Source organism: Chryseobacterium sp. SIMBA_038 (genome assembly GCF_046535115.1).
Taxonomy (GTDB): domain Bacteria; phylum Bacteroidota; class Bacteroidia; order Flavobacteriales; family Weeksellaceae; genus Chryseobacterium.
The window spans coordinates 48,247-74,883 of the sequence record NZ_JAWRXH010000008.1 but is presented as its reverse complement, the minus strand read 5'-3'; the positions used below and the strand labels follow the sequence as shown (position 1 = coordinate 74,883).

24 protein-coding genes are annotated in these 26,637 nt (G+C 34.0%); 16 read left to right on the top strand and 8 right to left on the bottom strand.

Annotated elements, in window-relative coordinates:
• Positions 1 to 19: 19 nt before the first annotated feature.
• From ligD to SB689_RS18935, 6 genes are all read right to left on the bottom strand, one after another.
• Positions 20 to 1,876: a DNA ligase D gene (ligD, locus tag SB689_RS18960; protein ID WP_410693657.1), complete on the bottom strand. Its 1,857-nt coding sequence runs from the start codon at positions 1,874 to 1,876 to the stop codon at positions 20 to 22.
• A gap of 77 nt (positions 1,877 to 1,953) precedes the next feature.
• Complete coding sequence (locus SB689_RS18955; RefSeq protein WP_410693656.1) at positions 1,954 to 2,556, bottom strand: DNA polymerase ligase N-terminal domain-containing protein; 603 nt, start codon at positions 2,554 to 2,556, stop codon at positions 1,954 to 1,956.
• The gene (locus SB689_RS18950) at positions 2,556 to 3,341 is read right to left on the bottom strand and encodes a Ku protein (RefSeq protein WP_410693655.1); all 786 of its coding nucleotides are present in this window, start codon (positions 3,339 to 3,341) and stop codon (positions 2,556 to 2,558) included. The genes SB689_RS18955 and SB689_RS18950 overlap by 1 nt, the downstream gene beginning before the upstream one ends.
• Positions 3,342 to 3,401: 60 nt before the next feature.
• Entirely contained in the window at positions 3,402 to 3,944 is a 543-nt protein-coding gene (locus SB689_RS18945; protein WP_410693654.1) for a hypothetical protein, read from the bottom strand.
• Between the two features lie 46 nt (positions 3,945 to 3,990).
• Positions 3,991 to 5,745, bottom strand: a complete 1,755-nt coding sequence (gene aspS, locus SB689_RS18940; protein ID WP_410693653.1) for an aspartate--tRNA ligase — start codon at positions 5,743 to 5,745, stop codon at positions 3,991 to 3,993.
• Positions 5,746 to 5,883: 138 nt separating this feature from the next.
• Positions 5,884 to 6,321, bottom strand: a complete 438-nt coding sequence (locus SB689_RS18935; protein WP_066754822.1) for an ankyrin repeat domain-containing protein — start codon at positions 6,319 to 6,321, stop codon at positions 5,884 to 5,886.
• 294 nt (positions 6,322 to 6,615) lie between these two features.
• Between SB689_RS18935 and SB689_RS18930 the strand changes: the two genes are divergently transcribed.
• The 6 genes from SB689_RS18930 (at position 6,616) to SB689_RS18905 (ending at position 10,769) form a co-directional block, all read left to right on the top strand.
• Entirely contained in the window at positions 6,616 to 7,206 is a 591-nt protein-coding gene (locus SB689_RS18930) for a sigma-70 family RNA polymerase sigma factor (protein ID WP_410693652.1), read from the top strand.
• Complete coding sequence (locus SB689_RS18925; protein ID WP_410693651.1) at positions 7,203 to 7,469, top strand: hypothetical protein; 267 nt, start codon at positions 7,203 to 7,205, stop codon at positions 7,467 to 7,469. The genes SB689_RS18930 and SB689_RS18925 overlap by 4 nt, the downstream gene beginning before the upstream one ends.
• A 54-nt stretch (positions 7,470 to 7,523) precedes the next feature.
• On the top strand, positions 7,524 to 7,967 hold the full coding sequence (locus SB689_RS18920; protein ID WP_410693650.1) for a YHS domain-containing (seleno)protein: 444 nt from the start codon (positions 7,524 to 7,526) through the stop codon (positions 7,965 to 7,967).
• A 5-nt stretch (positions 7,968 to 7,972) separates the two neighbouring features.
• Complete coding sequence (locus SB689_RS18915; protein ID WP_410693649.1) at positions 7,973 to 9,019, top strand: ATP-grasp domain-containing protein; 1,047 nt, start codon at positions 7,973 to 7,975, stop codon at positions 9,017 to 9,019.
• Between the two features lie 74 nt (positions 9,020 to 9,093).
• The gene (locus SB689_RS18910) at positions 9,094 to 10,488 is read left to right on the top strand and encodes an MATE family efflux transporter (RefSeq protein WP_410693648.1); all 1,395 of its coding nucleotides are present in this window, start codon (positions 9,094 to 9,096) and stop codon (positions 10,486 to 10,488) included.
• Positions 10,489 to 10,652: 164 nt separating this feature from the next.
• Positions 10,653 to 10,769 carry a 30S ribosomal protein THX gene (locus SB689_RS18905; RefSeq protein ID WP_410693647.1) on the top strand — a complete coding sequence of 39 codons (117 nt, stop codon included), beginning with the start codon at positions 10,653 to 10,655 and terminating at the stop codon, positions 10,767 to 10,769.
• Between the two features lie 73 nt (positions 10,770 to 10,842).
• On the opposite strand, the gene SB689_RS18900 is transcribed toward SB689_RS18905, so the two are convergent.
• Together SB689_RS18900 and SB689_RS18895 are read right to left on the bottom strand one after the other, a co-directional pair.
• A complete protein-coding gene (locus SB689_RS18900) occupies positions 10,843 to 11,502 on the bottom strand; it encodes a DUF937 domain-containing protein (protein WP_410693646.1) in 660 nt (219 codons plus the stop codon).
• Positions 11,503 to 11,654: 152 nt separating this feature from the next.
• Positions 11,655 to 12,164 carry a DUF2480 family protein gene (locus SB689_RS18895; RefSeq protein ID WP_410693645.1) on the bottom strand — a complete coding sequence of 170 codons (510 nt, stop codon included), beginning with the start codon at positions 12,162 to 12,164 and terminating at the stop codon, positions 11,655 to 11,657.
• Between the two features lie 159 nt (positions 12,165 to 12,323).
• Between SB689_RS18895 and lpxB the strand changes: the two genes are divergently transcribed.
• The 10 genes from lpxB to SB689_RS18845 all read left to right on the top strand — a co-directional run bounded on the left by lpxB (position 12,324) and on the right by SB689_RS18845 (position 26,620).
• The gene (gene lpxB / locus SB689_RS18890; RefSeq protein WP_410693759.1) at positions 12,324 to 13,427 is read left to right on the top strand and encodes a lipid-A-disaccharide synthase; all 1,104 of its coding nucleotides are present in this window, start codon (positions 12,324 to 12,326) and stop codon (positions 13,425 to 13,427) included.
• Positions 13,428 to 13,574: 147 nt separating this feature from the next.
• Entirely contained in the window at positions 13,575 to 15,344 is a 1,770-nt protein-coding gene (locus SB689_RS18885) for a ComEC/Rec2 family competence protein (RefSeq protein WP_410693644.1), read from the top strand.
• A 144-nt stretch (positions 15,345 to 15,488) separates the two neighbouring features.
• The gene (locus tag SB689_RS18880) at positions 15,489 to 16,151 is read left to right on the top strand and encodes a succinate dehydrogenase cytochrome b subunit (protein WP_410693643.1); all 663 of its coding nucleotides are present in this window, start codon (positions 15,489 to 15,491) and stop codon (positions 16,149 to 16,151) included.
• A gap of 15 nt (positions 16,152 to 16,166) precedes the next feature.
• Positions 16,167 to 18,179, top strand: a complete 2,013-nt coding sequence (locus SB689_RS18875) for a fumarate reductase/succinate dehydrogenase flavoprotein subunit (RefSeq protein ID WP_410693642.1) — start codon at positions 16,167 to 16,169, stop codon at positions 18,177 to 18,179.
• Between the two features lie 24 nt (positions 18,180 to 18,203).
• On the top strand, positions 18,204 to 18,971 hold the full coding sequence (locus SB689_RS18870) for a succinate dehydrogenase/fumarate reductase iron-sulfur subunit (RefSeq protein ID WP_066754845.1): 768 nt from the start codon (positions 18,204 to 18,206) through the stop codon (positions 18,969 to 18,971).
• Positions 18,972 to 19,107: 136 nt separating this feature from the next.
• On the top strand, positions 19,108 to 20,646 hold the full coding sequence (locus SB689_RS18865) for a TlpA family protein disulfide reductase (protein ID WP_410693641.1): 1,539 nt from the start codon (positions 19,108 to 19,110) through the stop codon (positions 20,644 to 20,646).
• A gap of 118 nt (positions 20,647 to 20,764) precedes the next feature.
• On the top strand, positions 20,765 to 22,171 hold the full coding sequence (gene rlmD / locus SB689_RS18860; protein WP_410693640.1) for a 23S rRNA (uracil(1939)-C(5))-methyltransferase RlmD: 1,407 nt from the start codon (positions 20,765 to 20,767) through the stop codon (positions 22,169 to 22,171).
• Positions 22,172 to 22,244: 73 nt separating this feature from the next.
• Positions 22,245 to 22,682: a DUF6452 family protein gene (locus SB689_RS18855; protein WP_410693639.1), complete on the top strand. Its 438-nt coding sequence runs from the start codon at positions 22,245 to 22,247 to the stop codon at positions 22,680 to 22,682.
• Positions 22,648 to 23,307, top strand: a complete 660-nt coding sequence (locus SB689_RS18850; RefSeq protein WP_410693638.1) for a DUF6048 family protein — start codon at positions 22,648 to 22,650, stop codon at positions 23,305 to 23,307. Before SB689_RS18855 ends, SB689_RS18850 begins: the two co-directional genes overlap by 35 nt.
• A 352-nt stretch (positions 23,308 to 23,659) precedes the next feature.
• Complete coding sequence (locus SB689_RS18845) at positions 23,660 to 26,620, top strand: reprolysin-like metallopeptidase (RefSeq protein ID WP_410693637.1); 2,961 nt, start codon at positions 23,660 to 23,662, stop codon at positions 26,618 to 26,620.
• Positions 26,621 to 26,637: the final 17 nt, after the last annotated feature.

Sequence of the window (26,637 nt, the reverse complement as noted above, 5' to 3'; positions counted from 1 at the left end):
TCATTCAAAAATATCAAAATTATTCAACACTCTGCAACAATTCCAACACCTTCATCATATCAATTCCCTTACCCAAAACAGGTTTAAACAGATCACCTTTTTCTTTAATTCTTTCCAAGGCATTATGGATATTAAAATCAGTCAGTTTCAAACCGGGTTTTAATTCTTCCCAATCCAAAGGCATAGAGACAGAAGCTCCTTCTTTTGGTCTTAAACTATAGGCGCTCGCCAACGTTTGTCCCGTTCTGTTTTGAAGATAATCAAGATAAATTTTCTTATCGTTTCTTTTTTGCAAACTTCTTTCTAAAGTTGTGATTTTCGGAAGCTTTTCATTGACTTGTTTCATCAAAATATGGGCAAAATCTTTCACTTGGTCAAAATCATATTTTCCAGCCATTGGAATGTAAATGTGAATTCCCGTGCTTCCTGAAGTTTTACAATACCCTTTAACTTTAATTGAATTTAGAACCTCATTTACCTGTAAAGCGGTTTCAATCACATCATCAAAACTATTTTTCTTTGAAGGATCGAGATCTAAAACCATAAAATCAGGATGCTCCAAATCGGGAAGCGAAGAGTTCCAGGGATTCAGATCAATACAACCTAAATTATTCAGATACGCCAACGTTGCCTTGTCATTACAGTAAATATAATCGATGTATTTATCATTAGATTCCGAATAAACCTGCGTCGTTTTAATCCAGTCGGGAATATTGTCACTCGCATCTTTTTGATAGAAACTTTGTTCTTCAATTCCATTGGGGAAACGATTTAATGACAAGGGACGGTTTTTCAAATGCGGTAAAATATAATTGGCAATAGATTGATAATATTCAATCACATCACCTTTTGTAATCTCGTCTTTCGGAAAATAAATTTTATCCTGATTGGTCAATTTTACTTTATGTTTGTCTAAAGTGATTTCCTTTTCTTTTTCAGAAGTTGAAGTCTTTTTTAATGGTGTTTTGGCTTTCATTTTTTTAGGTTTTTCATTAATATCTTCAGGATTTTTATCTTCACGGATCGCAACAAAAACAGGATGTCGGAAAATTCCGTCTTTGGTAATTTCGGAGTATTTTATTTCGCAGACCAATTCAGGTTTTGTCCATGTTACAGGCATATTTGTTTTAGGAACGGTTTCAAACGGTGAAGTTTTTATTACTAATTTTTTCAGTCTTTCATGAAGCAGATTTAATGATTCTTTATTAAAACCTGTTCCCGTGTGTCCGGAATAAATCAACTTTCCGTCAATATATTTTCCTAAAATCAATGCTCCGAAACCTTCTCTCGATCCGCGTGGTTCTGTAAATCCACAAATTATAGCTTCTTCTGTATTGGTAAATTTTATTTTCAGCCAATCTGAACTTCTGTGATTTTCAATATAAAGACTGTCTGATTTTTTGGCGATCATTCCCTCCAACTGCATTTTTTTCATTTGATTAAAAAAAGCGGTGCCTTTTTCAGGAATATGGTCACAATATTTGATAACATCAGTTTCAATCAAAGCCTCTTTTAAAAGCTCTTTCCGCTGAATTAATGGAAGTTCTTCCGTAGAATGACCATTGAGCCAAAGCAGATCAAAAACCTGATAAACTAAGGCTAAATTAGGATTATCTCCAATTTGTTGTAATAATTGAAAATTAGGTCTGCCATTTTCATCGTAGGCTACAATTTCACCATCGAGAATCATTTTGTATTTCTGTTGGTCAAAATCTTGTGAAACTTTGTCAAATTCTGATAAAAAAGAAATTCCATTTCTGGAGTAGAAGAGAGGTTTTTCATTGCTGAGATCGGCAACCGCACGATAACCGTCCCATTTTATTTCAAAAATCCAGTCTTCATCATCAAATGCTTTTTCAAAAGATTTGGCAAGCATTGGTTTAATGAAATTCTCTAGTTTTTTTTCGTCGACTAAAGAATTGAATCGTTGAAATTTAGGTTTTGTTTCAGAAGTTATGACTTCTTTTTGCTGCTTTTTAGGCTTTTTTTTTCCTCTAAAAATTTTGTTACTAAAGATTTCGGTGAAGTATTTTCTTCAGCATCATATTTTTCTTCCGCAAAATCGTCTTTATGTTTGATCAATAACCAAGCGTTATTTTCTGCATTTTTCATTTTAACTAAAGCAAATTCACCTTTAAGCTTTTTGCCATGTAAAATGAATTTTAATGAACCGGCTTTTAATTCTTTCAACAATTCTTTTTCGTTCGAAAGTTTGCTGGTTTCGTCTAAAGGTTCGTAAGTTCCGCTGTCCCAGACTTCGACTTGTCCGGCTCCGTAATTTCCTTCGGGAATATTTCCTTCAAAATCCTTATAATCGTAAGGGTGATCTTCCACCATCATCGCCAGACGCTTGTCTTTCGGATCCAGTGACGGGCCTTTCGGAACTGCCCAGCTTTTCAGAACGCCTTCCATTTCTAATCTGAAATCATAGTGAAGACGCGACGCAGCATGCCTTTGAATCACAAAAATAAGTTTGTCTTTACTCTTTTTTGCTTTGCCTTTGGGTTCGGTGGTTTCGTCGAACTTACGTTTTTCGTTATAATCTTTAAGAGCCATTATGAAGCGTTTTTAGATTTTGGACTTTGTAAACTTGCTTTTAACTGAGCCATCAAATCAATCACTTTGCCTTGTTTTGCGGGCTCGGACTTTTTAAGTTTTACGGTTTTGCCTTTTGCTTTTTTCTTAATGATTTTCAGCAATTCTTCGGAATAGGTATTTTTGTAAACAGTCGGATCAAACTTTTCCGATAATTGTTGAATAAGATTTTTCGCCATTTTAAGTTCGGCAGGTTTCGGAGCTTTTTTAGCAGGAATTTTTAAATCTTTGTAATCTCTGATTTCTTGGGCAAAACGTAATCTGTTCAACACTAAAATTTCGTCATTATAAGGACGAATCATTCCAATTGCTTCACTGTCGCGAAGAACGAAAGTTCCGACACCGACCATTTTTGTTTCAGCTAAAGCCTTTATTAAAAGCCTGTAAGCGTTTTCGCCATTTTTCTGAGGCTCGAGAAAATATGGATTTTCAAAATAAACACTATCAACTTCTGCTTCTTTTACGAAATGTTCGATTGACAGTATTTTTGATTTTTCGGGACTTGCGGCTTCGTAATCTTCTTCATCGAGAATGATGTATTTGTCGTCCATGAGATAACCTTTCACAATGTTTTCCCATTTTACTTCTTTGCCTGTTTTTTCGTTGACTCTTTTGAATTTGATATTCGAAAAATCAGATTTATCAAGCATATCCAAATCCAATTTACTGGTTTCTGTCGCAGAATAAATCTTCACAGGAATATTGACTAAACCAAAGCCAATGGCACCGTTCCAAATTGCTTTCATTGTCTTACGTTTTGTGTAAGAGTGTGCAATGATTGTGCCGTTGAAAATTAAAATTATTAATTAAATTGCCTTGAAATATGATTTGTTATTAAGGTAATCGATGGTTTTATTGAGGTTTTCTTCATCGATATTGGTTTTGTCTAAAATGAAATTTATGTATGGAGAAGCTGTAATATATAAATAGTGATCGTCTAAAAGACAATAGGTAATAGTTTCCCAACTAAATTTAAAATCTGATTTATAGTTTTTGAACCTGAAATAGGTAGGAGTAAATTCCCAAATCACATCTTTTGAATTTGTTGCAAGATCTTTAGTTTCTTTATCAAGCAAAGCATTTAATTTTTCTTTATGCTTTCTATATATTGAGCGATAATTAATAAATATTGAAATATACATTAAACCTAATCCCGCAAAAAAATAGCCGAAATATACCTTATAAAACAACATAAAAGCCGCTAACAGAAGAAAAAAAGCTGCCCAAAAAATGTTTTTATTGTTTTTTTTCAAATTGTTTTTCCAAATTCTTTTGAATTCGTACTGATTGATTTCCCTTAAAATTTGTTCTGAATTTGGAGTGTTGTAGGTCAGAATTTCTTCGTTCATGGTTATTTTAGTTAAAAAAAGCGGAGAAAAAATCTCCGCTTCTAATTTATGCTTTTAAATTCAATTGTAATTCCAATTCATCGAGCTGTTCATCAGCAATTGCGGCAGGCGCGTCAATCATCACATCTCGTCCTGAATTATTCTTAGGGAATGCAATGTAATCTCTGATTACCTCATTTCCGTCAAGAATTGCCACCAAACGGTCAAATCCGAAAGCCAAACCACCATGAGGAGGTGCTCCATATTTGAAGGCGTTCATTAAGAATCCGAATTGGGCTTCTGCTTCTTCTTTAGAGAATCCTAAAAGATCAAACATTCTTGACTGTAAATCTTTATCAAAAATTCTGATAGAACCACCGCCGATTTCGTTTCCGTTCAACACCATATCGTAAGCGTTGGCTCTTGCTTTTCCTGGATCAGTTTCCAATAAATGAATATCTTCAGGTTTTGGAGAGGTGAAAGGGTGGTGCATTGCGTGGTAACGTCCGCTTTCTTCGTCAAATTCTAATAACGGGAAATCAACAACCCAAAGTGGTGCGAAAACGTCTCCTTTTCTTAATCCCAAACGGTTTCCAAGCTCCATTCTCAACGCAGAAAGCTGAGTTCTTACTTTGTGCTCGTTTCCTGAAAGAATCAACATTAAATCGCCTTCTTTCGCTCCGAATTTCTCGATGATTTTCGCTAAATCTTCCTCGTTGTAGAATTTATTCACAGAAGAAGTTTTCACGCCATCATTCTGGAATTTAGCCCAAACCATTCCTGAAGCCCCGATTTGTGGTCTTTTAACCCAATCAACAAGCTCGTCGATTTGTTTTCTCGTATAATCTGCACATCCTTCAACATTGATTCCGACAACCAATTCTGCGTCATCGAATATTTTGAAATCTTTTCCTTTTACTAATTCATTCAATTCCACGAACTCCATTCCGAAACGGATATCAGGTTTGTCGTTTCCGTATTTCTGCATCGCATCGGCAAACGTCATTCTTGGGAACGCTCCGAATTCCTGACCTGTAATATCTTTGATCAAGGTTTTCGTCATTCCTTCAAAAACATTCATCACGTCTTCCTGCTCTACAAAAGCCATTTCGCAGTCGATTTGTGTAAATTCCGGCTGTCTGTCAGCTCTCAAATCCTCGTCACGAAAACATTTCACGATCTGGAAATATTTATCCATTCCCCCAACCATCAGTAATTGCTTGAAAGTCTGTGGAGACTGTGGCAATGCGTAAAATTGTCCCGGATTCATTCTGCTCGGTACAACGAAGTCTCTCGCTCCTTCCGGAGTAGATTTGATTAAAACCGGAGTTTCAACCTCAATAAATCCTTCGTCTGAAAGATAATTTCTCACTTTCTGCGCCATTTTGTGACGGAAGATCAATTTATCTCTTACCGGAGCTCTTCTGATATCCAGATAACGGTATTTCATTCTTAATTCTTCACCACCATCTGTTTCATCTTCAATCGTGAAAGGCGGAAGCTGAGATTCATTAAGAACTTCTAATTTTTCAACTAAAATTTCAATTTCTCCTGTTGGAATATTTGGGTTTTTGCTTACTCTTTCGATTACTTTTCCTGTAACCTGAATTACGAATTCACGTCCCAATTTCTTGGCATTTTCCATTAATTCCGCTGTAGAACGGTCTTGGTCGAAAACCAACTGAGTAATTCCGTAACGATCTCGAAGATCTATCCAAATCATAAAACCTTTATCACGGATAGTCTGTACCCATCCTGACAGTGTAACTTCTTCATTAAGATTTTTGAGAGATAATTCTCCGTTTGTGTGCGATCGAAACATAATTATTTGTTTAAAGTTCAATGTTTAAGACTCAAAGTTTTGAGCCTTGAATTTTCGTTTGCAAAGATAAGATTTTTGAGGGTTTTAAAAACAAAAAAACTCCCTTTCGGAAGTTTTTACATTGTATTTTGAATATTTCTATTTTAAAATTTCTGTAAGAGCAGGCTGTTTGTATTCTACTGAATAATCTTTAGCCGTTTGTCCTTTGTCGTTTTTTAAAGTTTTTGTTGCTCCTTTTTTCAGCAATGCTTTTGCAAGATCTGCTCTTCCGTATTTTGCAGCGATCATCAATGGTGTTTGATTATCACACGCTTTATTAACGTCTACATTGTTGGAAAGTAAATAATTAAAAACATTTTTCTTATCATGTTTTACGCTAAAAGAAAGCAGATTATATGATGTTTCTTTAGCTCCGAAACACTTGTTGTAATCTTCTTTGGCGAAGCTCTTTTTCAGTGTTTCTATATTGTCAGTCTGAAAAGCAACCTTTTGTTCCCTTGAAATCTGTTGTGCAAATAATAGGTTGGCAAATATCGAGATTCCGAATACTAATAAAGTAGAGATTATTTTTTTCATGAAACTTTTATTTTTTATGAATATACAAAGCTAATTCATTTTTTGATAAAAATATTTATTATCACGCCTAAAAAAGTATGTTTTTTTCAAAATATCTCTTTTAATGATATCGGGAGTAATGTTTTACTTAGAATTGTTTTACATGAAAATGAATAATTAACATAAAAAATAATACATACCATTTTATTAAGTTTAAAATGTTTCGAATTTTAATTAAAGCCCTGATAGAATGAGTTTTCAACGGCAATATTCATTAAATTTATAGAACCAAATAACACAAATAAAATTAATACGATGGAAAAGAACGATTGTCTAAACCCAGAGCAATGGGTAGATGAATTTTCAGATTTTTTGTTTGCTTTTGCTGTTAAAAGGGTGAATTCTAGAGAAGATGCCGAAGACATTATACAGGAAACTTTCCTTTCAGCATATAAAGGTCTTAAACAATTTGAAGGTAAAGCTTCTGTGAAAACTTGGCTCACAAGTATTTTAAAAAATAAAATCATAGATTATTACAGGCAAAAAAGTAATTCTAAAGGCTATGATGATTATTTTTCAGAAACAGAAGAGTCTTTTGGTAATGCTTTTTTCAATGAAAATAATTATGGAAGATGGAAACCGAAAATCAATAAAAATTACATTTCAGAAAATGCAGACCAACGTATTTTAAGCAAAGAATTTCATGAGATTTTAGAATATTGCCTGCAAAAATTACCTCCAAAATTAAAGCCCGTTTTTATTGCAAAATATATGATGGATGATGATGCTAAAAAAATTTGTAAGGAATTGAATATTACATCGTCAAATTACTGGGTTCTTCTTTTTAGGTCTAAAACTCTTTTAAGAAGCTGCCTTGAAAAAAAAGAAATAAAACCTTATGTATGAAATTTTTTAATCGACTTCTCAATAATTGTGAAGAAACGTCCCTCAATATTATTAAATCTGAAGAAACATCTTTGTCTTTTTCTGCCTGGCTGAAAATGAAATTTCATATTTTGTTTTGTAAATGTTGTCAAAATTTTAAAAAACAGACAAAAGTTATAGATGAAGCTCTTTATAAACATTTTGATTCGGAAATGAATGAGAATGAAGAACATGTATCTCAGGAATTAAAAGATAAAATAAAAGAAAGTTTCAAAAAAGAATAAGTTTTTTGTAAGGAACAGTATTTTTTTACGTCTAAAATTTTAAAAGTTATAAAGATGAAATTTTTAATGCTCATTTTTTTCTTTTTAGGAAGTTTGACGTTTGCTCAAACCGGGAAAAATATTAACCACAAAAAGAATATAGCCAATTCGGGATATGATGTGGTGAGTTATTTTACAGGAAAACCTCAAAAAGGATCTGTAGATTTTTCTGTACAATATCAAGGCGTAAGCTATCATTTTATAAACAAAACAAACAAAACTGTATTTCAGCAAAATCCGAACAAATATTTTCCTCAGTATGGTGGCTATTGTGCTTATGCAATGGGTAATGATGGTGAAAAAGTAAATGTAGATCCCGAAACATTTAAAATCGTCAACGGAAAACTATACCTCTTCTATAATAATTTTTTTAAAAATACACTAACCAATTGGAATAAAGACGAAGAGATTCTTAATAAGAAAGCGGATAAAAACTGGCAAAATACAGTTCAAAAATAAGAAGATTGGAAAATGAAGTTTTATTTAAATTTCGGTACAGATGGTACAGAGTAACGCATTGGGAATTTTGGCCGATGTGGACGGTATATCTGCCTTGCATTTTTTATTATATCTGGATTAGTATTAAATGCAGGTCGGTTGGCTTTTTCAAAGCTGTAAATCCATCAATGATACATGGTGGGATAACGTTGGAAGATAAAAATTATGTGAATAAACTTATTCCTCAAAAGTTTAGAGCGAAATCTTTTTTCGTTAAAGAAAATATTGAAGCGGAAAACGTTTTAGATATTATTAAACAAAATCATTTGAGTTATCCGGTTGTTTTAAAACCAAATAATGGCTGTAGAGGTCGAAATGTTGAGGTAATTAGAAGTGAAACACATCTTGAAAGTTATTTGAAAAATTTTGGGAATGAAGATCTTTTACTGGAAGAATATGTCGATTTACGAAAGGAAATAGGAGTGTTCTATATTAGATTTCCAAATTCTGAAAAAGGCTTCATCAGTGGAGTTGTTGAGAAAAAAGGAATAGAAGTGGTAGGCGATGGCAAACAGACTTTAGCTGAGTTGATCAAATATAATTTCAGATACCATAAATTTTATCCACAGGTTTTTCAGAACACAACTTTTAATGAAAATTATATTCCGGAGAAAGATGAAAGAGTACTTCTCAGCAGTATCGGAAATCATGCAAGAGGAGCAACTTTTTATGATAGTTCATATAAAATTTCAGCTAAGTTGGAGGATTTGTTTAATGAAATATGCTCAACCATGGACGGATTTTATTACGGACGATTTGATGTTAAGTTCAATTCCTGGAGAGACCTTGAAAACGGCGAAAATTTTAAAATAATTGAATTAAATGGCGCTGCTTCAGAGCCTACTTTTATATACGATCCCGAAAATTTTTATCTTTTTGCGATCACAGAAATTATGAGACATTGGGATTATATGTATCAAATTGCGAAGATGAATAAAGAAAAAGGACATCGTTTTACAGATAGAGAAGAATGTTGGAGCCTTTTCAAAGAATATAATCCGTTTTCGATTTAAGTTTTCGAAAAACTTTCCATATGCTAATTATTTATCATTTCTGAATCTATACTTTTGAGGTAGATTTTACAGCTATGACAAAATATATAGATTTCATCAAAAAAGCATTCAGTAGCGAGAGTGTAGATTATACCAAAATCAGTATTAGAAGCGCGGTTCTTCTTTTGGCGATTCCGATGATGCTGGAAATGGCAATGGAATCCGTTTTTGCCTTGGTGGATCTGTATTTTGTAGGTCATCTTAAAGAAAGTGGATTTGCAATACAAACGGTTGGACTTACGGAATCTGTACTTTCAATCATGTATTCTATAGCGATAGGGATGAGTATGGCTGCAACGGCTTTGGTTGCCCGAAGAATTGGTGAGAAAAACCCTGAAAAAGCTTCTCAAAGTGCTGCGCAGGTGATTTTGGTGTCATTTGTCATTACTTTTATTTTAAGTTTAATTGCAGTTATTTATGCTGAAGAAATTTTAATTCTGATGGGATCAAAACCTGAAGCAGCGGCTTACGGTAAAGATTTTACAAGAATTATGATGGGAAGCAGTGTAATCATCATGCTTTTGTTTTTAATTAATGGAATTTTCCGAGGTGCAGGAAATGCGGCTATTGCCATGAAAAGTCTTTGGATCGCCAATATTGCTAATATTATTCTTTGTCCGGTTTTAATTAAAGGTTTCGGCCCGATTCCGGCGATGGGTTTAACAGGGGCAGCTCTTGCAACAACGATTGGAAGAAGTATTGGAGTTATTTATCAATTATATCACCTTTTGGTAGCTGATACGGAGATTCGGATAAAATTAAATTATTTTAAACCGGATTTTAAACTAATAAAATCAACCGTAAAAATTGCAACTCCGGGAATTTTTCAGTTCGTCATTGCATCTTGCAGTTGGATCTTTTTGGCAAAACTAGTGGCAACGACAGGAGAAGAAAATGCATCGGCAGGTTATCAGACGGCACTTAGATTAATGATGTTTTTCATGCTTCCTGCTTGGGGATTGAGCAATGCTGCATCAACTTTGGTGGGGCAAAATATGGGAGCCAATGAAATGTTGAGAGCTGAACAATCTGTCATGAAAACCGTGAAATACAATGTTATTTTCATGGTTATTGTGAGTTTGCTTTTCTTCTTGTTAGGGGATTTTTTGGTAGGATTTTTCACGAAAGAAATAGAAATTAAAAATTACGCAACAAACGCTTTACACATTATGAGTGTAGGGTTTATTTTCTACGGAATCGGGATGGTGATGATCAATGCTTTTAATGGGGCGGGAGATACGTGGACACCGACCTGGGTTAATTTTTTTGGATTTTGGATGTTCCAGATTCCGTTGGCATATTTTCTTTCAGAACATTTGGGAATGGGGCCGAAAGGAGTTTTTATTTCTATTCCAACAGCAGAAACGCTAATAACGATCGTAGCTTTTATTTTGTTTAAAAAAGGAAAATGGAAGACAGTGAAAGTATAGGGAAGCTGGGTGTTGGAAGCTGGAAGTTTTAAGCCAAGGGAAAATTGTATTTCAATAATAACTTCAAACCTCTAGCTTAAAATTATAATAACTTTAACAGCCTAATACTTTGAGGTCTCACTGTGATTGTCTAAATTAGTAGTAATCAACAAAACAATTTACTTATGGGAAAAGGAGACAAAAAATCAAGAAGAGGAAAAATCAATAACGGAAGTTATGGTAAAAGAAGACTGAGAAAGGCTTCAAAGCAGATTACATCTTCAGAAGAAAAATCTAAATAACAGTAATTTTTCTTAAAAATAAAAAAGACCAAAGATTTCTCTTCGGTCTTTTTTTGTATTCAAATTAAATTATTTATTTTCCGAAAAGGCCGCCAAGGATATCTCCTAATCCGCCGCCACCTTGTTGTTTCTGTTGGTTTCCGCCACCTCCAAGAACGCTTCCTAAAATATCATTTAAAGGATTTCCTGAAGATTGAGATTGTCCGCCACCAAGAACACTTCCTAAAATATCATTCAATGGATTTGAACCTTGAGCCTGAGCCTGATTAGAAGCATTTCCTAAAATACCTCCCAAAAGATCTCCCAAACCTCCTGCGCCAACATTGCTCTGTTGTTTTTCTTTTCCGATGTAACCCATGATAACAGGAGCTAACATGGCTAGAATAGGTCCGATTTTATCAATCGAAATTCCTGTGTTCTGCGATAATTGGTTCTCTACATTTTGCTTGTCACCTCCGAAAATATGACTTAGAATTGAACCGCCTTCTGCCTGTCTTGCTTCGAGCTGTGAAGAATCATTAAGAATACTTCCGTCGTGATCTTTGTCTAAAGCATTATTCAATGCCTCTGCTTCTTTAGCATCTTGAGATTTGTTTCTAAGATACGAAATAACCAACGGTGCTGCTACAGCCAATAAAGCAATAATTTGGTTCTTGCTGATGCCAAATTTATTCTCAGCTTGTTGTGCAACTTCGTTGCCCGTGTTACCTGTAAGTAGGTCGATTAAACTCATGTTTGTGTTTGTTTTTATTATTGTAAACCAAAGTTATCAAAAAATATTCCTCAATATTTTTTTTTAATCTAAAATTAATGTTAAAGTTTATGAATTTCTTTAAGTTGTTGATTTTTAGGTTAAAAATTTACAATGATTTAGCTTAAAACTTTTTAATTTTTTAAAATAGGAACATTCGAACATGCTTCTCCAAACATCAAAGATTTTACAATTGGCTGTAATTGTTCTACCAGTTCTATATAAGCATTTTCGGGTATTTCTTTATCTGAACAACCTTTTACCAAGACTCTTTTTCCTCTCATTTCTTCAAAGTCGTAAGTCTGAACAGCGTTGTGCATTAAAATCACTTCAAGATCCTCACGATTTCCAAAAACAATCTTTTTTGCAACACCTGTAAGTTTTGCCGTTAATACAAAATACGCCCAAAGCGGAACAATCGCATCAGCTGAATTATAAATGTAAATATAAGTGTCTTCATATTCTTCTGTATTGATTAATGCTACTTTTTCACGGAAATCTTTTTCTTTCAATATCATTTCCATAAAAAGAAAATCTTTAAGATCAATGCCTTTTCTTACACCTTTCGGAACAAGGGTAGCAAGATCAAAATTTATAAGACCACTCTCTGCAACTTTATTTCTGATTTCAAATTCTTCTGACATTTTTTATCATTATCTTTGAAACAAATTTACAAATTAAGATTGTACAAAGCTTTAATTTGTTCTCTATCCTTATTATAGAAACCTCCCATGATGACAAATCATTCAATTAAAAGGAGGTTCTTGATGGCAAAAAAAATAAATAAAAAGGTTTCAGCAAAAATGAAATATTATATCATCGCAGGAGAGGCGTCCGGAGATTTACACGGAAGTAATTTAATGAAGTCTTTAAAAAAGAAAGATCCCAACGCAGAATTTCGTTTCTGGGGCGGTGATTTGATGAAAGAGCAAGGCGGAACATTGTTAAAACATTACCGTGATCTTGCATTCATGGGCTTTTTGGAGGTTGCAATGAATCTGAGAACGATCCTGAATAATATTAAAATTTGTAAAGAAGATATTAAAGCTAATCGCCCTGATGTTTTAATTTTGGTTGATTATCCTGGTTTTAATTTAAGAATAGCAAAATTCGCAAAAGAACTTGGAATCAAAGTTATCTATTATATTTCGCCCCAACTATGGGCTTGGAAAGAGGGTAGAGTAGAGATTATCAAAAAATATGTTGATGAAATGATGGTAATTCTTCCGTTCGAGGAAGATTTTTACAAAAAACATGGAGTTCATTCTCATTTTGTGGGACATCCGTTGCTGGATGCTATTTCTAGTTTGAAAGAAATTAGGATTGATGATTTCAAAAAAGAGCATGGCTTAAATGAAAAAGAAATCATCGCACTTTTACCTGGTTCTCGAAAACAGGAAGTTGAGAAAATGCTTGAAATAATGCTTTCCGTTCGACCTCATTTTAAAGATTTTCAATTCGTAATTGCCGGTGCGCCGAGTCTTCCGAAAGAATTTTATCAAAAATATGTTGATGACAATGTTCATTTTGTTTCCAATAAAACTTACGATTTATTAAGATGCTCAAAAGCAGCTTTGGTAACGTCTGGGACAGCAACTTTAGAAACCGCTTTGCTGAATGTTCCTGAAGTAGTTTGCTACCGTGGAAGTAAAATTTCTTACGCTATTGCCAAAAGATTAGTTAAAAATATCAAGTTTATTTCTTTGGTTAATCTGATTATGGACCGTGAGGTTGTAAAAGAGTTAATTCAAAACGATCTGAACACAAAAAGTCTTGTCGATGAATTAAACAAAGTTTTGGAAGGCGAGAAAAGAACCCAACTTTTAAAAGATTACGAATTATTAAGAGAAAAGCTTGGCGGAAGCGGAGCAAGTGATCACGCAGCAGATGTGATTTTAAAAGTTTAAAATATTGAATTATCCATATAAATCGTAGAAATTTTTTCTACGATTTATCTTTTATAAAACGAATATTGGCTCGTTTTGCAAATTCTCAAATATTGGCGTGTTATTTTTCTTTCGAATAAATATTTTTGAGCAACACAAATTTTTTGATTGAATAAACAGCCTCTTTTGATTCTGGTCATCTGTTTCGTTTTTGGAATTTTTCTCCAAGATCGACTTCTCTTGGATGAAACCTCCGTTTTTTTAACGATAGGTATTTGTTTACTTATTTTAATTTCTACCTTTTTTAAATCTTATTTTTTATTTAAGCTAAAGCCTTATGCATTAGGTCTGATGTTTTTTGGAGTTGGAATTTCTCTTCATTTTTTCAACGGATTTTCTTCTAAGAAAATCATTGATTCTCAAAATGAAACCATCGTTTTTAAAATTTCTAAAAAACTAAATTCTACTGAAAAATATAAAAAATATGAAGTTGTTGCTCAATCTGGAAAAGAGTATTTTAATTCAATTTTATTTATTCCAAAAATTAATCAAGAACTTGATTTTAAGCATTATTACAAGGCGAAGGTATATGTAACTCAAACGAAATCTCCTCAATATAATTTTCAGTTTGATTACTCAAAATATTTACAGCGAAAAAATATTGATCGCCAATGTTATTTATCTGATGAATTTTCTTCTTCTGTAAGAAATGATTTAAGTTGGAATGAAAAGATTCTTCAAAAAAGACTTGAAGTTCTCCAAAATATCGATCAATCTAAAATGTCACCGCAATGCCGGGAGTTTTTAAAAGGAATTATTTTGGCAGACCGAACTGAAATTGATTCTGCAACCGCTCAAGATTTTAATAAGTCGGGATTAGTACATTTTCTGGCGATTTCAGGAACTCATATTGTCGTAATTTTCGGATTATTCTACTTTTTATGTATGTATTTTCTTCCTTTAAAATCGAGGAAATATGTAATAATTTCAAGTTTAATATTTATCTGGTTATTTGCCGCTTTTATCGGATTTGGGAATTCCGTTTTACGCTCTTGTATTATGTTGACGGTGTATTTTATCTATGTTTTACTTCAAAGAAAACCAGATTTATTGCATTCATTGGCATTGTCGGCTTTCATTATTTTGATTTTAGATACTCAACAAATATTTGATGTCGGCTTTCAGTTAAGTTTCATAGCTGTTCTTGGAATTTTCTGGTTGAATCAGTCTATTTTAAAATATTTCCCAAAACAGGATAATTACTTGAAAAAAATACTATTTAACACGATCTCAATTTCTGTTTCGGCGCAATTGGCAACGCTTCCTTTGGTGCTGTATTATTTTCATCAATTTTCGTTTATTTCAATTCTAGCGAACTTTATTATTGTTCCTTTTTCTGAGGTTATTATTGTCTTTTCTTTTTTAATGACAGCCTTAATTGCTTTTAAAATTGATTTTGGTTTGATCAATATTGTATATGATTTTACCATTAAAATTTTGTTGAAAAGTATTCATTGGTTCGCTGATTTTGATTCATTATTTTTTGAAAATATTCCAATGAATTTGGTTGAAGTTCTTTCACTTTTTGTAATCGTTTATCTGCTGAGGTTTGCCATTTTAAAATTTAATTATAAAAATTCAGGAAGATTGATAATGGCGGTTTTTGTATTTTTAATATTACGAATAAGCTGCAATGCAATCGAATATCAAAAGGAAGAAATTTTGCTTCATGATTTTTATAAACATAAAGTGTTTTCTGTGAAAAAGGGAAACAGAGTTTGTTTTTGGGTTGAAAATAATTCAAATGTTGACAAGATTACTAAATATATCATCAATCCATACAAATCTTCAAGGAGATTAGGCGCTATTGAAGTGAAATTTTTCCCAACTTTAACACAAAAGGTGGTGTACAAGGGTAAAGTTTACAATATAAATTAATTGTTGCCTTTTTTCGTTTTTCCTTTATTTATAATGCTTTATGGGCTTATTTAGAAAGATTACAAACTGACTAATAGTGAGATTTCTCACTTTTGAGTATAGTTAACATTTCTTAATTTTGTAGAAATTCAAATTTAAACTTATATGGCAGGTTTAACGAGTTCTACAATAGGTAGAAAATATGCTATGGCATTATCAGCTATGTTTTTGCTGATTTTTCTTATACTGCATTTAACGACAAACTTATTATCCGTTATCAATCGCGATGCTTTCAATACGGCATCAGATTTTATGGGGTATAATCCTTTTGTTCAGTTCCTCATGCAACCTGTTCTGGGTTTTGCAGTTCTTTTCCATTTTATTCTGGGATTTGTATTAGAGGTTAAGAATAACAAAGCGCGTCCTGTAAAATACGCTGCAAACAATGCTTCTGTGAATTCTTCATGGATGTCTAGAAATATGATTATTTCTGGGGCTGTTGTTTTGGCATTTTTAGGATTGCACTTCTATGATTTCTGGTTACATGAAATTAATTACAAGTATGTAGAAGGATTAGCTCCTGATGCAGAACGTTTTTGGCCGGAATTGCATGAAAAGTTTGCTGATTTATGGAGAGTGGCAATCTATGTAATTGCTTTTGTTTTATTGGGATTACACTTGGCTCACGGTTTTCAGTCTTCATTCCAATCAATTGGTGCAAGACATCCGAAATACACTCCGGTAATTAAAGCTTTAGGGAAATGGTATTCAATCCTTATTCCTGCAGGATTTATTTTTATTGCGATTTTTCATTTTATAACTCAATAATATCAATATACTAATATGAGTAAATTAGATTCAAGAATTCCAGCTGGTCCTCTAAAGGATAAATGGAAAAATCATAAAGACCATATGAACCTTGTTGCACCAAACAACAGAGATAAGATTGATATTATTGTTGTAGGTACAGGTTTGGCAGGAGGTTCTGCAGCTGCTACTTTGGCAGAGCAGGGATATAATGTAAAAGCATTCTGTTATCAGGATTCTCCAAGAAGAGCGCACTCTATTGCGGCTCAAGGGGGGATCAACGCTGCTAAAAATTATCAAGGTGATGGTGACTCTACTTATAGACTATTCTACGATACAATCAAAGGAGGTGACTATAGAGCAAGAGAAGCAAACGTATACAGATTAGCTGAAGTTTCGGCTAATATTATTGACCAATGTGTTTCCCAAGGGGTTCCTTTTGGAAGAGATTACGGAGGACAACTTGATAACCGTTCATTTGGTGGAGTTCAGGTTAAAAGAACTTTCTACGCAAAAGGACAAACAGGTCAGCAGTTATTATTAGGTGCTTATTCTTCTTTAAGCCGTCAAATCGGTAAGGGTAGAGTAAAAATGTATAACCGTCACGAAATGCTGGATTTAGTAATTGTAGACGGAAAAGCAAGAGGGATTATCGCAAGAAACCTTGTAACTGGTGAAGTTGAAAGACATTCTGCTCACGCTGTAGTTATTGCTTCTGGAGGATACGGAAACGTATATTTCCTTTCTACAAATGCAATGGGTTCAAACGTTTCTGCAGCTTGGAAGATTCACAAGAAAGGAGCATATTTTGCAAACCCTTGTTATGTACAGATTCACCCGACTTGTATTCCGGTTCATGGAACACAGCAGTCTAAACTGACGTTGATGTCTGAATCATTAAGAAACTCAGGAAGAATCTGGGTTCCTAAAAAGATTGAAGATTCAGTAGCGATCAGAGAAGGGAAGTTAAGACCTGAAAATATTAAAGAAGAAGATAGAGATTATTATTTAGAAAGAAGATATCCTGCATTCGGAAACTTAGTTCCTCGTGACGTTGCGTCTAGAGCGGGTAAAGAAAGATGTGATGCCGGTTACGGAATCGAAAATAATGATACAAAAGAAGGTGTTTACTTAGATTTCTCTACAGAAATTATCAAAAAAGGTAAAGAAGCCGCTATTGAAAAGCATATTCATAACCCTAGTGATCAGCAGATTTACGACCTTGGAAAAGCTTGGATTGAAGAAAAATACGGTAACTTATTCGTAATGTACGAAAAGATTACTGCTGATGATCCTTACAAAACTCCGATGAAGATTTATCCTGCCGTTCACTACACAATGGGTGGTGTTTGGGTTGATTATAACCTTCAGTCTACAATCCCTGGATGTTTCGTAATTGGTGAAGCTAACTTCTCAGACCACGGAGCAAACAGACTTGGGGCTTCTGCATTAATGCAAGGTTTGGCGGACGGATATTTCGTACTTCCTTATACAATTGCAGATTATCTTTCTGCAGATATTAGAACAGGAACTATTCCTACAGATTCAGCTGATTTTGTTGAAGCTGAAAAAGGAATTAAAGATAAAATAGATTTCTTCTTAAATAATAAAGGAACTCATTCTGTAGACCACTTCCATAAGCAATTAGGAAACATTATGTGGAATAAAGTAGGAATGGGAAGAACTCCTGAAGGATTAAGAGAAGCGATCAGAGAAATTGAAGAAGTGAAAAACGATTTCTGGAAAAACGTAAAAGTTCCGGGAGACGTTGAAGGTATGAACACTGAGCTTGAAAAAGCGTTCAGAGTAGCAGACTTTATTGAGCTTGGACAATTAATGGCTATTGATGCATTACACAGAAACGAATCTTGTGGTGGACATTTCAGAGAAGATCATGCGACTCCGGAAGGGGAAGCAGAAAGAGATGACGTCAACTTCAAATATGTAGGAGCTTGGGAATATCAGGGTGATGATATCAAGCAGGAAGTTCTGCACAAAGAAGATCTTATCTATGACAATATTGAAGTTAAAGCGAGAAGTTACAAATAATCTCCAACCTATAAATATAAAATTATGAGTGCAAAAAAAGGCCTTCATCTTACGCTGAAAATTTGGAGACAAAAAAATAGTAAAACTAAAGGTCAGTTTGAGACCTATAAAATATCGGATGTTTCTACAGATTCTTCATTCTTAGAAATGTTAGACATCCTTAATGAAAATATTATTAACGAGGGAAAAGAACCTATCGCTTTCGATCACGACTGTCGTGAAGGAATTTGTGGTATGTGTTCTCTTTACATCAATGGTAGAGCTCACGGTCCGGATACGGGTATCACAACTTGTCAGTTGCACATGAGAATGTTCAAAGACGGTGAAACTATCGTTATCGAACCTTGGAGAAGTGCTGCTTTCCCGGTTATTAAAGACTTAATGGTAGACAGAAGTGCATTCGACAGAGTAATGGCTGCGGGTGGTTTCATTTCTGTGAATACCTCAGGAAATACATTAGATGCTAATGCTATTCCGGTTCCTAAAGAAGATGCAGACAAAGCAATGGATGCTGCGGCTTGTATCGGATGTGGAGCTTGTGTGGCTACTTGTAAAAACGGATCTGCAATGTTATTTGTCGGAGCTAAAGTTTCTCAGTTTGCTTTACTACCTCAAGGTAGAGTAGAGGCTAAACGTAGAGTTCTTAACATGGTTCAGGCAATGGATGAAGAAGGATTCGGTAACTGTTCAAACACCGGAGCGTGTGAAGTAGAGTGTCCTAAAGGAATTTCTCTTGAAAACATAGCTAGAATGAACAGAGAATACATGGCTGCTCTAGTAGACCAAGGATAGAATTGATTTAAATACATAAAAAAGATCGTCTCCTTAGTGGTAGACGATCTTTTTAGTTAAATCTTTCATAAAAAATGCTTTAAAATTGTATTAAGTATATTGAAAAACTTATTTTTGTTAAATTATAAAATTCAAAATGAAAAAATATCTTTTATTGTTTATCATCGCAGTGTTTGTGATGTCTTGCTCTAAAAAAGTTGAAGTAAAAGGGAAAATCACTGGAGGATCTCCATTAGAAAGAATAGAATTTATCGAAGCTTCTGGTGTTGCAACATTACCGTTGGCAAACATCGGAGTGAAGAATGATGGTACTTTCGAAGGGAATTTTGAAGCTCCTAAAAGCGGAATGTATGTGATTTCTTATGGAGGTAAGCAAAACTTGGTTTACCTAAAAGCTGGTCAGGCTCTTAATATTTCTGGAAACGGACAAACTTTCCCGTCAGAATATGTGATCACTGGTGATGCTAAAAAGAACAATGATTTCTTTACTGCAGCTCAAAAATATCTTACGAATTATGCTCAGAATGTTAATATGAATGAGCTAATGACTAAAGATGAGCCAACTTTCATCAAAGGAATTCAAAAAGTTGAAGCAGATATTAACAAAAATATCGACGAAAACGTTAAAAAATTCAATCCGGATAATGAAGTTGTGAACTGGAAGAAGAACGATATCGCAAGTACTTTGCTTTCGATTATGTCTCAGTATGACCTAAGCCATAAGCAAATGGGTAATCCTTCTTTTAAAGTATCTAAAGCTTTCACGGATTATGAAAATAAGCTTCAGGCTAATAAGGATGAAATGGTAAAAGACAATCCTGCTTACAGAAGCTACCTTTTATCTAAAATGAGTCCTGATTTCCAGAAATATGCTGAAGCAAAAAGCAAAGGAAAAACTGATGTTACAACTTCAGAATTATTCAACCAATTCTTGAAAGATAAAAAAGATGTTTCACAAATTACTAAAGATTATCTTTTGGCATTTGTAATGGCTCAGTCTGATATTCACCCGAATACTCCTGAGAAAACATCTGAAAAAATCAAAAAAATCATCGACGAAGATATTAAAGATGCTACAATCAAAGCAGATTTAAAGAAAATTCAGTTTGCAATCAACGGATTTAAAATTGGTGATGTTGCTCCGGAAGGTGCATTGGCAAAACAAGACGGTAAAGCTTACAAACTTTCTGAAAACAAAGGAAAACCATACATGTTAGCATTCTATGCTTCTTGGAATCCTTACATCGGAGAAGCTACTGTTCCTGTATTGAAAGAGGTTGCTAACTTCTACAAATCTAAAATGAATTTCGTATTCGTGAATGTAGATGATACTAAAGATCAGTTTGTAAAAACAAGCAATTCTTTATTGAAAGGAATTACAGGAGTAAATGTTTATGCTGACGGAGGATTAAATTCTGATATCGCTAAAAAATACGGAGTTTACGGATTCAAATTACCTTGCTTCATCATCATTGATAAAGACGGAAAAATTGCTAGCAAACCATTCTTCAACCTTGGAGATCCGGAATTGGTAACAGTTTTAGATAAGCAAACAGGGCTTTCAGCTCCAAAAGTAGATCCAAACATACAGTTGCAACAAGGTATGGGTGTAGATCCTTCTGCTCAACAGCAGGCTCCACAACCAGCAAATTCGCAGCCGGTTCCTACAAAATAATAAAACTTTAACATAGATAAAAACCTTGTCCTTCGGATAAGGTTTTTTTTATTGTATTTTTGCAAATTGAAATCGCAAGGTTTCATTTCATTATATTAGAAAAAATAGAAAATAGGGAATGAGAAAGAAGAAAGACGTTATTCTTGAAAATATTAAATTGTTTGGCGCAGGAGCCAAAGGTATCGCAATCGGAAAAACAGAAGAAGGAAAAACAGTATTGGTTTCTGGAGGTGTTCCGGGAGATACTGTTAATGCAAGAGTTAAGAAATCAAAATCAAAATATTTTGAGGCTGAAACTGTTCAGGTAATAGCAAAATCTCCGTTTAGAGTAGAACCAAAATGTATTCATTTCGGAACTTGTGGAGGCTGCAAATGGCAGAATATGAGCTATGAAAAACAGCTTGATTTTAAACAGGAAGAAGTATACAATAATATAAAAAGAATTGGCGGAATTGATGATTTTGAAACCGTTCCAATTTTAGGTGCTGAAGAACAATATTTCTACAGAAATAAAATGGAGTTTTCTTTCTCTAATGCGAAATGGCTTACTCAATATGAGATAAGTTCTGAAGAAAATTTCGGCAACAGAGATGCTCTAGGTTTCCATATTCCGGGAATGTGGAGCAAGATTTTAGATCTTAAAGAATGTTTCCTTCAGGAAGATCCTTCAAATGCTATTCGTTTGGCAGTGAAAAATTTCAGTGTTGAAAATGGGTTAGATTTCTTTGATGTTAGAAATCAGGAAGGTTTTTTAAGAACGTTAATGATGAGACAAAACTCTAAAGGCGAATGGATGGTTTTATTCCAGCTTTATAGAGAAGAGAAAGCGAACAGAGAGGCACTTTTCCAATATTTATTAGAAAAATTCCCGCAGATAAAGACGTTGGTTTATGCTATTAATCCAAAACAAAACGATTCTATTTATGATTTAAATGTAAATGTTTATTTCGGAGAAGGATTTTTAATGGAGGAAATGGATGGATTGAAGTTCAAAATTGGCCCAAAATCATTCTTTCAAACAAACTACAAACAAGCTTTAGAACTTTACAGAAAAACATTAGAATTTGCTGATTTAAAAGGTGATGAAGTTGTTTACGATTTATATACAGGAACAGGAACAATCGCTCAATATGTTGCCAGAAATGCAAAACATGTGATCGGAATTGAATCTGTTCAGGAAGCAATTGATGCAGCAATCGAACACGCTGAATTAAATGGTCTTACAAACACTACATTCTATTGTGGAGATATGAAAAATGTCTTCAACGATGAATTCTTGGAAAATCATCCAAAAGCAGACGTACTAATTACAGATCCACCAAGAGACGGAATGCACCAAAAAGTGGTTGAGCAGATCTTGAAATTGGCTCCGGAGAAAATAGTTTATGTAAGCTGTAACTCTGCAACTCAGGCAAGAGATTTAGCTTTAATGAAAGATCATTATACTTTGGTTAAAATTTTACCGGTAGATATGTTCCCACAAACACACCATGTGGAGAATATTGCATTGCTGATTAAAAAATAATTTATTTACATTTGAAGATCAAAATATTAATATGAAGTATTTTAAATTACTCATACTGACCTGTTTTTTAGGCATGCTTTTCTCGTGTGGAGGCGATGACGATATCTGCGAGAGTGGAGAAGGTACTCCAAGAATGAAAATTGGTTTTAAAAGTTTTGAAACCGGTAAGCCCGGAAGTATAGATACACTATATGTAGCAGTAGATTATGGCTCTGGTACTAAGGTTGAATTGGGAAAAACTGCAGCTGTAGCATCTAGATTGATACCTCTGCGTGTTGATGATGCTCCTTACACAGATATTTATGTCAAAACAAGGCTAAACGGTACCGAATCTAAGATTAGGATAAACTATACAACGAAAGCTACATATGTTTCTCCAGGTTGTGGTATTAAAAAAACGTACGAAAATTTAACGACAGAATTAATTACTCCTACAGTTGTAAAGAAAGTAGAAGTAGACTTAAATCAAATAGAGAATGAAGACAAAACTAATATTTTCCTTCTTTTTTAGTATACTAAGTTTGTTGAGCCTTGCTCAGGAAAATAAAGAGGTAAAAAAAGAAAAATGGACGTATAAACCCAATTTTATGGTTGGTTTTGATCTTCTAAATGCAGGAAGTTCTTTCTTTTCAGATAGAAAAATGTATCAGGGATTTATATCATCTAAAATTAAAAATGACCTGCATGCAGTTATTGATGCCGGCTTTGATTCTAATATCTATCAGAAAAATGGCTATGATGTAAAAGCAAACGGTCCGTTTGTGAAGCTTGGGGTTTTCTACATGTTGGCTAAAGATGCAGAAAACGAGTTTAATGGGTTTTATGTAGGTGGTAAAGCTGCCGGATCATTTTATACCCAAGAATATATGGCAATTCCTGTCCGCGGATTTGGAGGGAGCACATCTTCTGTTGCTTTCCCATCTTCTACACAATCTTCTTATTGGCTTGAGGGCATGATTGGTGGAAGAGTTCAGTTATTTGAATCTAATTTTTATATAGACGTAAATCTTCAGCCAAAATATATGATATTTACAACAAAACAGGACGAAATTCAGCCAATGATCGTTCCCGGTTTTGGAAAAAGCTCATCTAAATTTGCAATGGGATTTGCCTGGAATATTGCATATAAATTTTAAAAATATAGGAGAGTTGAGTATTTAAGTAAAATAAATCTTTTTATTTAATCTCTTTACTGTGAAAAAAATACATATTAGTTTATGTATTTTTTTTGTTTTTATAATTTTTATCAGAGTAAATGTTAAAAATTATAAATAAATAGATAAAGTTGATTTTAATTATTCGTTTTTGTCTTTTCTTTATTAAAATTATACTTTAAATAAGTTAAGATAATTTAATTTGTAAATGATATTTGTTAATAGTTAATGTTTTGATAATTAAATATTTAATAGTTCAGCAAAATATACTTAAATCTAAATTGTTTGAAAAAATGTTTAAATTTATTACCATTATAAACATAAATGTTTTTTTATGAGAAAAAGAATTATTGCTGCCTTATTGTGTAGTTTAATAGGAGGTTCTGCTTTAGCACAATGGACTCCAACTACATTTGAGAGAAAATCAACGGAAAAATTTTCTGTTATTAAAAATTATTACAAGCTAGATCTTAATAAAATTAGAACACAGCTTAAAGATGCCCAGAAAACGGGTAGAAATGCAAAGCCTGTAGAAATTTCGTTACCAACTTTAGGAGGAAAAATTGAAAAATTTGCTGTATATAGTTTTCCTGTAATTGTTAAAGAGTTAGCAGATCAATACCAATTGGGATCGTATGTAGGAGTAGGGATAGATGATCCTTCAAAGTACTTAAGATTCTCTGTTGCACCTAATGATTTCCAATCAATGATTATTAAAGATGGAAATTATGAGTTCATAGAACCTCAGGATGCTAATAAAACAGTCTATGGAGTACATCCAAAAACCAATCCTACAGGAGGGAAAAGCTTTGTCTGTAGCACAAATGAGGGACCAAAAGCTATTGATAAAATGAATAAAATGTTTGCCGCAGGAAAAACATTTACTAATCAACCGACTGACTTCTCTAAGAATTCTGATAAAAAATACAGAACCATGAGACTGGCAATGTCTGTAACGGGTGAATATACTCAGTTTTTCGGAGGAACAGTTGCGGGAGCACTTACTGGAATTAATGCAACAATGACCAGAGTAAATGGTGTTTACGAAAAAGATCTTGCACTGCATTTAAATGTGCAGAACTTTCCAAATGTAATTTATACTAACGCTGGTACTGATCCATATTCTGCAGCTGCTACAGGAGCAGGTGGTGCGTGGAATTTAGAATTACAGCAAACATTAACTGCCAATGTCGGAAATGCTAATTATGATATCGGTCACTTATTCGGAGCTTCAGGAGGAGGAGGTAATGCAGGTTGTATCGGTTGTGTGTGTACAGACCCATCAACAGCTGAACCAGAAGGTAAAGGTTCAGGGTTTACTTCGCCAGTTGATGCGATTCCACAAGGTGATAATTTTGATATCGATTTTGTAGCTCACGAAATGGGACATCAATTAGGAGGTAATCATACATTTTCTCACGCTCTGGAACCTTATAACGTAAACCAAGAACCTGCTTCGGGTTCAACAATTATGGGATATGCGGGGGTTGCTAATAACGGAGCTGCCGCATCGAATGTTCAGCCTCATTCTGATGCATATTTTCATATTGCAAGCATCAAGCAGATTCAAACGAATTTAATTAGTACAACTTGTGATGTAGAAACTGTAACCACAAACAACCCTCCTGTAATTGCCGCTTTACCTACTTACAATATTCCGAAAGGAACAGCATTTGTTTTAACGGCTTCAGCAACTGATGCTGAAAATGATCCGATGACATATACTTGGGAAGAAGCGGATAATGCAAGTGTAACTACAAATGCAAACAACTTAGGAACAACCGCTAGTGGAGCTTCATTCAGATCTTTTACTCCAACAACTAGTCCTACAAGATATTTCCCTAAGTTTTCTTCAGTAATGGCTGGAGTTTTAAATAATTCAAATAATGGCTGGGAGTCTGTTTCAATGGTTCCGAGAACAACTAAGTTTGCAGTTACAGTAAGAGATAATAATCCAGCTGCTAATCAACAACAAACTCAATCTGCTGAACAAACTATTGTTGTAGGGAATGAAGGTCCGTTTAAAATTAATACACAGTATGCTGCTCATACGGTATCTACTCCAATTGATTGGGATATTGCAGGAACAAATACTGCTCCATACAATGTTCCCAATGTAAAAATTGACTATACAACAGATAACGGAACAACTTGGACTGTTCTTGCTGCTTCAACAGCAAATGACGGAACGGAAAACTTTACATTTCCTTCGTCATTAAATGGCCAGACTATTAAATTAAGAATTTCCGCGATAGGAAACATATTCTACGCTGTAAAATCTATCAGCGTAACTACTTTTGCAGCTTGTGATGGTACTGCTCCAACTGGAGTAGCTGTGAGTGGTATTACTCAGAATGGGGCAACTGTAAATTGGGCACCGATTTCTGGAGCTACTTACATTATTCGTTATAAAAAAATAACAGACACAGCTTGGCAGCAAACAACATCTGCATCACCTTCTGTAACATTATCAGGTTTAACTGATGGAACAGCTTACGAAGTACAGGTAGCAGCGGTTTGCTCAGGAACTCCTGGAACTTATTCGGCTTCAACCAACTTTACGACATTGGGACTTACTTATTGTGCTGCTGCTTCTGGTGATGCAACTGATGATTATATCGCTAATGTTACGGTAGCAAATATAAATAATTCATCATCTGCGAGCACTTATACCAGTTATGTTGCAAACTCTGCATTACAAATCAATTTGGTTAAAGGAACGTCTTACACATTAACTGTTACAAAAGGATGGCTAAGCGGAACAGGACCTTACCCTGAAGCGATATCAGCCTGGATAGATTTTAATAGAAACGGAACATTTGAAGATGCTGAAAGAATCCTTACGTCACCGGTTGCTACTGCGTCTCCAACTCCAGTTACTACAAGCTTTACTGTTCCTTCAACTGCTGTTACGGGCTTAGGTCTTAGAATGCGTGTAGGTATGCTATATTCGGACCAAACTGGTGCTGCTATTATAAATCCTTGTGGTACTTATGATACTTATGGAGAGTTTGAGGATTATAATGTAGTGGTAACAGATGTGTTATCTACAAACGATGTTGCTAATACTAAAGATGACATTCAGATTTACCCTAACCCTGTAAGTGATATTTTAAATATTACTAATGTTTCAGATAAAGCTACTTTCAAAATTTACAGTGCTGCTGGTCAGCTTGTACAAAGCGGAAATATTAATAACAAACAGGTTAATGTGAGTTCTTTAATAAAAGGTGCTTATGTTATTACAATAGAAGATGAAAATATTTCTAAAAATAATAAGTTCATAAAGAAGTAGTAAAATACTTAAAAATA